The sequence below is a fragment of the Cellulomonas pasadenensis genome, assembly GCF_047229365.1.
GTDB lineage: Bacteria > Actinomycetota > Actinomycetes > Actinomycetales > Cellulomonadaceae > Cellulomonas.
This window is the reverse complement of sequence record NZ_JBFTEP010000173.1, coordinates 1-6,352: the sequence shown is the minus strand read 5'-3', so window position 1 is coordinate 6,352 and position 6,352 is coordinate 1. Positions and strand designations below refer to the sequence as shown.

7 protein-coding genes are annotated in these 6,352 nt (G+C 75.9%); 4 read left to right on the top strand and 3 right to left on the bottom strand.

The features are described from left to right. The 3 genes from cobA to AB6N23_RS16710 all read left to right on the top strand — a co-directional run. Positions 1 to 756: uroporphyrinogen-III C-methyltransferase (cobA, locus tag AB6N23_RS16720; protein ID WP_412867119.1), on the top strand; the 756-nt coding region annotated here is incomplete at its 5' end. A gap of 9 nt (positions 757 to 765) precedes the next feature. Then, the gene (locus AB6N23_RS16715; RefSeq protein WP_412867118.1) at positions 766 to 1,626 is read left to right on the top strand and encodes a dihydrofolate reductase family protein; all 861 of its coding nucleotides are present in this window, start codon (positions 766 to 768) and stop codon (positions 1,624 to 1,626) included. Beyond that, positions 1,623 to 2,108 (top strand): hypothetical protein, encoded by a 486-nt coding sequence (locus AB6N23_RS16710; RefSeq protein ID WP_412867117.1) that lies wholly within the window; start codon positions 1,623 to 1,625, stop codon positions 2,106 to 2,108. The genes AB6N23_RS16715 and AB6N23_RS16710 overlap by 4 nt, the downstream gene beginning before the upstream one ends. A gap of 104 nt (positions 2,109 to 2,212) precedes the next feature. Here AB6N23_RS16710 and cuyB read toward each other — a convergent pair whose 3' ends face one another. The 3 genes from cuyB to gndA are packed head-to-tail and all read right to left on the bottom strand — an operon-like array spanning position 2,213 to position 5,651. After that, positions 2,213 to 2,929: a cysteate racemase gene (cuyB, locus tag AB6N23_RS16705; RefSeq protein ID WP_412867116.1), complete on the bottom strand. Its 717-nt coding sequence runs from the start codon at positions 2,927 to 2,929 to the stop codon at positions 2,213 to 2,215. After that, entirely contained in the window at positions 2,926 to 4,200 is a 1,275-nt protein-coding gene (locus tag AB6N23_RS16700; protein WP_412867115.1) for a carboxylate--amine ligase, read from the bottom strand. Before AB6N23_RS16700 ends, cuyB begins: the two co-directional genes overlap by 4 nt. Continuing rightward, entirely contained in the window at positions 4,197 to 5,651 is a 1,455-nt protein-coding gene (gndA, locus tag AB6N23_RS16695; protein ID WP_412867114.1) for an NADP-dependent phosphogluconate dehydrogenase, read from the bottom strand. The genes AB6N23_RS16700 and gndA overlap by 4 nt, the downstream gene beginning before the upstream one ends. A 165-nt stretch (positions 5,652 to 5,816) precedes the next feature. On the opposite strand from gndA, the gene AB6N23_RS16690 reads away from it, so the two are divergent. Continuing rightward, positions 5,817 to 6,352, top strand: a 536-nt coding sequence (locus AB6N23_RS16690; protein WP_412867113.1) for a DUF3000 domain-containing protein, incomplete at its 3' end; no start/stop codon positions are given.

Below are 6,352 nucleotides of genomic sequence, written 5' to 3'. Positions count from 1 at the left end.
CGCCGCCACCGGGCCGGCCCCGGCCGCGTGTCGCTCGTCGGCGGCGGGCCCGGCGACCCGGGGCTCATCACGACACGCGGCCGCCGCGCGCTCGCCGAGGCCGACGTCGTCGTCGTCGACCGCCTCGCGCCGCGGGCGCTGCTCGAGGAGCTCGAGACCGGGGTCGAGGTGGTCGAGGCGGGCAAGGCGCCGCACGCGCACACGCTGACCCAGGACGAGATCAACCGCCTGCTCGTCGAGCGCGCGCAGGCCGGGCAGCGGGTCGTGCGGCTCAAGGGCGGCGACCCGTTCGTCCTCGGCCGCGGCGGCGAGGAGCTCCAGGCCTGCCGCGAGGCCGGCGTGGACGTCGAGGTCGTCCCCGGCGTGACGAGCGCGATCGCCGTGCCCGCGGCCGCGGGCGTGCCCGTGACGCACCGCCACGTCGCACGCCAGGTGACGATCGTGTCGGCGCACGACGCCGCGACCGACTGGGAGACGCTCGCCCGCCTGGAGGGCACGCTCGTGCTGCTCATGGGCGTGGCCCGCATCGGCGACCACATGGACCGCCTGCGCGGGCACGGCCTCGACCCGGCGACGCCCGTCGCCGTCGTGGAGGACGGCACGCTGCCCACGCAGCGGACGACGCTCGGGACGGTCGCCGACATCGCGGCCCGCGCCGCGCAGGTCGGCGTGCGCAACCCCGCCGTCGTGGTCGTCGGCCACGTCGCGGCGCTCGCCGAGGTCCTCGGCGGCGTCCCCGCGGCGGCGACCCCCTAGCCTGACGGCGTGCCGCCCACCTACGACCTCCTGCTCCCCCGCGACCGCGCCGGCGTCCTGCCCCCGCGGGACGGCGAGCCCGACCTGCTCGCGCTGTTCGCCGACGCGGAGCACCCGGGGCGGCCGCACGTGCGGGCCAACATGGTCGGCACGCTCGACGGCGGCGGGGTCGGGCCGGACGGACGCTCGGCGTCCATCAGCAGCCCGGCCGACCGGCGGCTGTTCCGCGTGCTGCGCGCGCTGGCGGACGTCGTGCTCGTGGGCGCCGGGACGGTCCGCGCCGAGGGCTACCGCGAGATCCCGGTGGCCGACCACTTGCGCGACGCGCGCGCCGCGCTGGGCCGCGCCCCGGACGTCGCGCTGGCGGTCGTGACCCGCCGCGGCGACGTGCCCGCCGACGTGCGGCCCGGCGGGCACCCGCCGTTCGTCGTCACCGGCCCCGAGGGGCGGGACGCCGCGACGCGCGCCGTCGGCGCGGACCGCGTGCTCGCCGTGCCGGCGCGGGACGGCGAGCTGGACCTGGCCGCGGCGCTCTCCGCGCTGGGTGCGCGCGGGCTGCGGCACGTGCTCACGGAGGGCGGCCCGGCGCTGCTCGGCGACCTGCTCGCCGCCGGGCTCGTCGACGAGCTGTGCCTGACGACCACCCCGCTGCTCGCGGGCCCGGGCGCGCCGGGGCTCCTGCACGGCGCGTACCGGCCCGACCCGCCGGCGGGTGCGCGCCTGCGGCACCTCCTGCACGCCGACGGGACGCTGCTGGCGCGCTGGGACCTCGCCGCGGCCCGGTCCGGCCGCGGCGCGCCGGGCACGGTCGCGGACGGCGACGCCGCGACCGGCGACGCGGCGGGCGCGCCCGTAGGCTCGGGCGCGTGACCGACACCATCCTGGTCCTCACCGAGGACACGCTCGCCGACGCCGACGTCCGCCACATCCTCGACCTGCACGCCGACGAGGAGCTCACCTACCGCGTGCTCGTGCCCGCCGACACCGACCGGCCGCTCGTGCCGTGGATCGTCGACGCGCTCAGCCTGGGCGAGCTGCGCGAGGCGTGGGACCGCGCGCTGGGCCGCGAGCCGAGCCGGACGCAGGCCCGTGCGACGGCGGAGGAGCAGATCGCGGGCAGCGTGGCCGCGTTCCTCGTGGCCGGGCGCGAGGCGAGCGGCCAGGTGACCGACGACGACCCGCTGCCCGCGCTGCGCACGGCCGTCGCCGCGGGCGACGTGCGCGAGGTCGTCGTGGTGACCTACCCGCACCTGGTCGAGGACACGTTCCACACCGACTGGGCGTCGCGCGCCCGCGACGAGCTGCACGTGCCCGTGCTGCACCTGTACAGCGGGACGAGCGAGCTGGGCTGACCACCCCCGACGTGCGGGAGGGCGGGACCGGTGACGGTCCCGCCCTCCGCGCGTCCGCGGCACCCGGCCGTGGCGCCCGGCCGGTGGCGCCCGGCCGTCGGGGCTCAGCCGGCGGCGTCGCGGAGCCGACGGCCGGAGCGCACGACCGTGCGCCGCGCGAGCACGTCGAGGGAGTCGACGAACAGCGGCTCGGCGAGCAGGTCGTGCTCGAGCGCGACGACGGACAGCTCCGTGCAGCCCAGCACCACGACGTCGGCGCCGCGGTCCGCGAGACGGGCCGCGACCCCGCGCAGGGCGTCGACGTCCGCCGGGCGTCCGGCCTTCACCTGGTCGTAGATCAGGCTCATGACGACGCGCTGGTCGTCGGCGTCGGGCTCCAGGACCGTCAGGCCACGCTCCCCCGCCGCGCGCTGGTACACGCCCGAGGCCAGGGTGCCGCTGGTGGCCAGCAGGCCCACGGACGACGTCCCCGGCCGGCCCGCGACCTCGTCGACGGTCTCGTGCACGATGCTGAGCACGGGGACGGTGACGGCCGCCGCCATCTCGTCCGTGAAGTGGTGCGCGGTGTTGCACGGCACGACGACGAAGTCGACGCCGAGCGCCTCGAGCCGCCGGGCGTCCGCGGCCATCACCGGTCCGGGGTCCTCCGCGGAGTCGCCGAGGATGTACGCGGTCCGGTCCGGGATCGACGCGTGCTGGAGCACGACCATGTCGACGTGGTCCTGGTCGCGGCCCGCGTCCGTGTGCCGGACGACGAGGTCGAGGAAGCTGACGGTGGCCGCCGGGCCCACGCCGCCGATGACCCCGACCTCGCCGCTCACGCGTCCGCCCCGCGCGCCGGCCACGGGTGGTACCGGCGGTACTTGCGCACCTGGTTCGCCTGCGCCGCCGCCAGGTAGGCGAGGCGCCGCGGGTGGTTCTCGGCCGCGTACCACAGCGGGTTCGTCACCTGGCCGGAGCGCTGCAGCCCGCGCACCTGCGCCCGCACGGTGGGGTCGGTGACGTAGCGGAGCAGCAGGCCCATCGGCAGCACCGTGTACAGGTGCGGCGCCGTGAGGTGGTCCGCGGAGCCGTCCGGCAGCGGGTCGAGGCCCTGCAGGTGCTCGCGCACGTACAGCTCGGCCGTGTTGCGCCCGCCCGCGGTGATGTAGAAGTTCGACCGTCCGAGCCGGGGGTTGAGCTCGAAGAACACCGTGCGCCCGTCGCGGGGGTCGTACTTGAGGTCGAAGTTCGCGTACCCGCGCCAGCCGAGGTGCTCGAGCAGGCGCCGCGCCTGGTCGGCGATCTCGGCGTCGTGACCCGTGACGATGCCCGCGGGGTTCCCCAGCGCACCGGGCGTGTGCTCCTCGAGCAGCACGTGGCCGAACGCCGAGAAGCGGACCTTCCCGTCGGCGTCGACGTAGCACGTGAGGATCCGCATGCCCGAGTCGTCGCCCGGGATGAGGTCCTGCACGACGAACCGCCCCTGGTAGCCCGAGACGCGCACGCGCTCGAGCAGGTCCGCCAGCTCCGCCGGCGAGTCGACGGTGAAGACCTTCTTCTTCCCCGGGAACTCGACGAGGTGGTACGCCGCGGTGTCGGCCGCCTTGGCGATGACCGGGAAGCGCAGCCCCGACGTGTCGGGCGTGCCGCCGGCCTGGACGTCGTGCACGACCGTCGCGGGGTGGTCGATGCCGAGCTCGGCGCACAGCTCGCCGAACAGCACCTTGTCCGTGACCCGGTCGAGGGTCGCGACGTCGACGTACGGGATCGTGTAGAGGTCCTCGAGCTGGGCCCGGTTCTCCACGATCGTCCGCACGAGCCAGTCGGCGCTGCCGAGCAGGATGCGCCGCCGGTCCGCGTGCTGCGCGGCGACCGCCCGCAGCCGGGCGACGACGGTCGGGCCGTCGTCGATGCCCGGCTCCACGACCGCGTCGAGGATGCGCGAGTGCCGCGTCAGCCCCGTCGACACGGACGGCACGACGACCGACCGGACGCCGTACGCCTCGTGGAAGGTGCGCGCGAGGCTGTACGCGCCGATGTCGCCGCCGAGGACCACGGGCAGCAGGTCCGGCAGCGGGACCTGCGCGCCCGTGGGACGACGGCCGCTCACTCGGCGGTCTCGGACCGGTCGAGCGACCACTCGGTGTGGAAGACGCCCTCCCGGTCGACGCGGCGGTAGGTGTGGGCACCGAAGAAGTCGCGCTGCGCCTGGATGAGGTTCGCCGGCAGGCGCTCGGCCCGCACGCCGTCGTAGTACGCGAGCGAGGAGGAGAACGCGGGCGTCGGGACGCCGTGCGTCGCCGCCGCGGCGACGACCCGGCGCCACGCGGCCACGCCGTTCGCGACGGCCTCCGTGAAGTACGGGTCGGCGAGCAGCAGCGGCAGGTCCGCGTCGCGCTCGTACGCCTGCGTGATCCGGTCGAGGAACTTCGCGCGGATGATGCAGCCGCCGCGCCAGATGCGCGCCATCGCGCCGCGGTCGATGTCCCAGCCGAACTCGCGCGAGGCCGCCGCGATCTGGTCGAAGCCCTGCGAGTACGCGACGACCTTCGAGGCGTACAGCGCGAGGCGGACGTCCTCGATGAACCGGCCCGGCTCGGGCACGTTCCACTCGACGGTGTCGGCCGGCAGGACGCCGCGCGCGGCGGCGCGCTGCGGCGCCGAGCCCGACAGGGCGCGCGCGAACGTCGCCTCCGCGATGCCGGTGATCGGCACGCCGAGGTCGAGCGCGTTCTGCACCGTCCAGCGGCCGGTGCCCTTCTGCTCGGCCGCGTCGGCGACGACGTCGACGAACGCCTGGCCCGTCGCCGCGTCGACGTGCTGCAGCACGTCGGCGGTGATCTCGATGAGGAACGACTCGAGGTCGCCCGTGTTCCAGGCCTCGAAGACCTCGCCGATCTCCTTCGCCGACGCGCCGAGCCCGTTGCGCAGCAGGTCGTAGGCCTCGGCGATGAGCTGCATGTCGGCGTACTCGATGCCGTTGTGCACCATCTTGACGAAGTGGCCGGCGCCGCCGGGGCCGACGTAGGTGCAGCACGGCACGCCGTCGACCTTGGCCGAGATCGCCTCGAGGATCGGGCCGAGCGACTCGTAGGACTCGCGCGTGCCGCCGGGCATGATCGACGGGCCGTTGAGCGCGCCCTCCTCGCCGCCGGAGACGCCGGTGCCGACGAAGTGCAGTCCGAGCGCGCGCAGCGCCGCCTCGCGGCGGACCGTGTCCGGGAAGTGGGCGTTGCCCGCGTCCACGACGATGTCGCCGGGCTCGAGCAGCGGGACGAGCTCGTCGATCACCGCGTCGGTCGCCGGGCCGGCCTTCACCATGATCACGACCTTGCGCGGGCGCTCGAGCGCGGCGACGAAGTCCGCCATGGACTCGGTCGCCACGAACGTGCCGTCGGCGGCGTGCTCGGCCACCAGCGACTGCGTGCGGGCGAAGGTGCGGTTGTGCACGGCCACGGTGTAGCCGTGGCGAGCGAAGTTCCGCGCGAGGTTGCGGCCCATCACCGCCAGTCCGGTCACACCGATCTGCGCGGTGCCCAGGTCAGACGCGGGGACAGACATCACGGGACTCCTTCGACGCGAGGGTGCACCCGCGCCCGCCGGCCCTCGGGCCGGCGCCGCGACGCGGACGTGCGGTGACGGGAGCCGAGACTAGTCGGACGAACGCCGCGCACCGTCCGGCGTGCCGGACGTCGAGACGACGCTCGCCGTCCTACTCTCACCGGCGTGACCCCCGCCGGACCCGACGACGTCCCCGCCGAGTTCGTGCGGGCGCTGCGGTCGCTGCGCGCGGTGCCCGTCCGCCCCGAGGTCGTCCTCGACGAGGTGCCCGGTCCCGCCCGCATCGCCCCCTACTCCGCCGCGCTGACCGCCGAGGTCCGCACGGCGCGCCGCTCCGTCGCGGCCGAGGACCTGGCGTCGGGCCGGTTCGTGGTGCTGTACGACCCGCAGGGCCAGGAGGCCTGGGAGGGCTCGTTCCGGCTCGTCACGCTGGTGCGCGCCGCGCTCGAGCCCGAGGTGGGCGCCGACCCGCTGCTCGCCGAGGTCGCGTGGACGTGGTTCGGCGACGCGCTCACGTCGGCGGGCGTCGACCCGCACGCCACCGGCGGCACGGTCACGCGCGTGCTGTCGCAGAGCTTCGGCGCGCTCGAGCGGCGCGAGGAGCAGACCGAGCTGGAGATCCGCGCGTCGTGGACGGCGTGGGACGAGGACCTGGCCCCGCACCTGACGGCGTGGACGACGCTGCTGTGCACCGCGGCGGG

Coding starts and splice junctions, on each gene's coding strand:
- gndA (WP_412867114.1), bottom strand. CDS start 5,651: ATGTCTGTCCCCGCGTCTGACCTGGGCACCGCGCAGATCGGTGTGACC.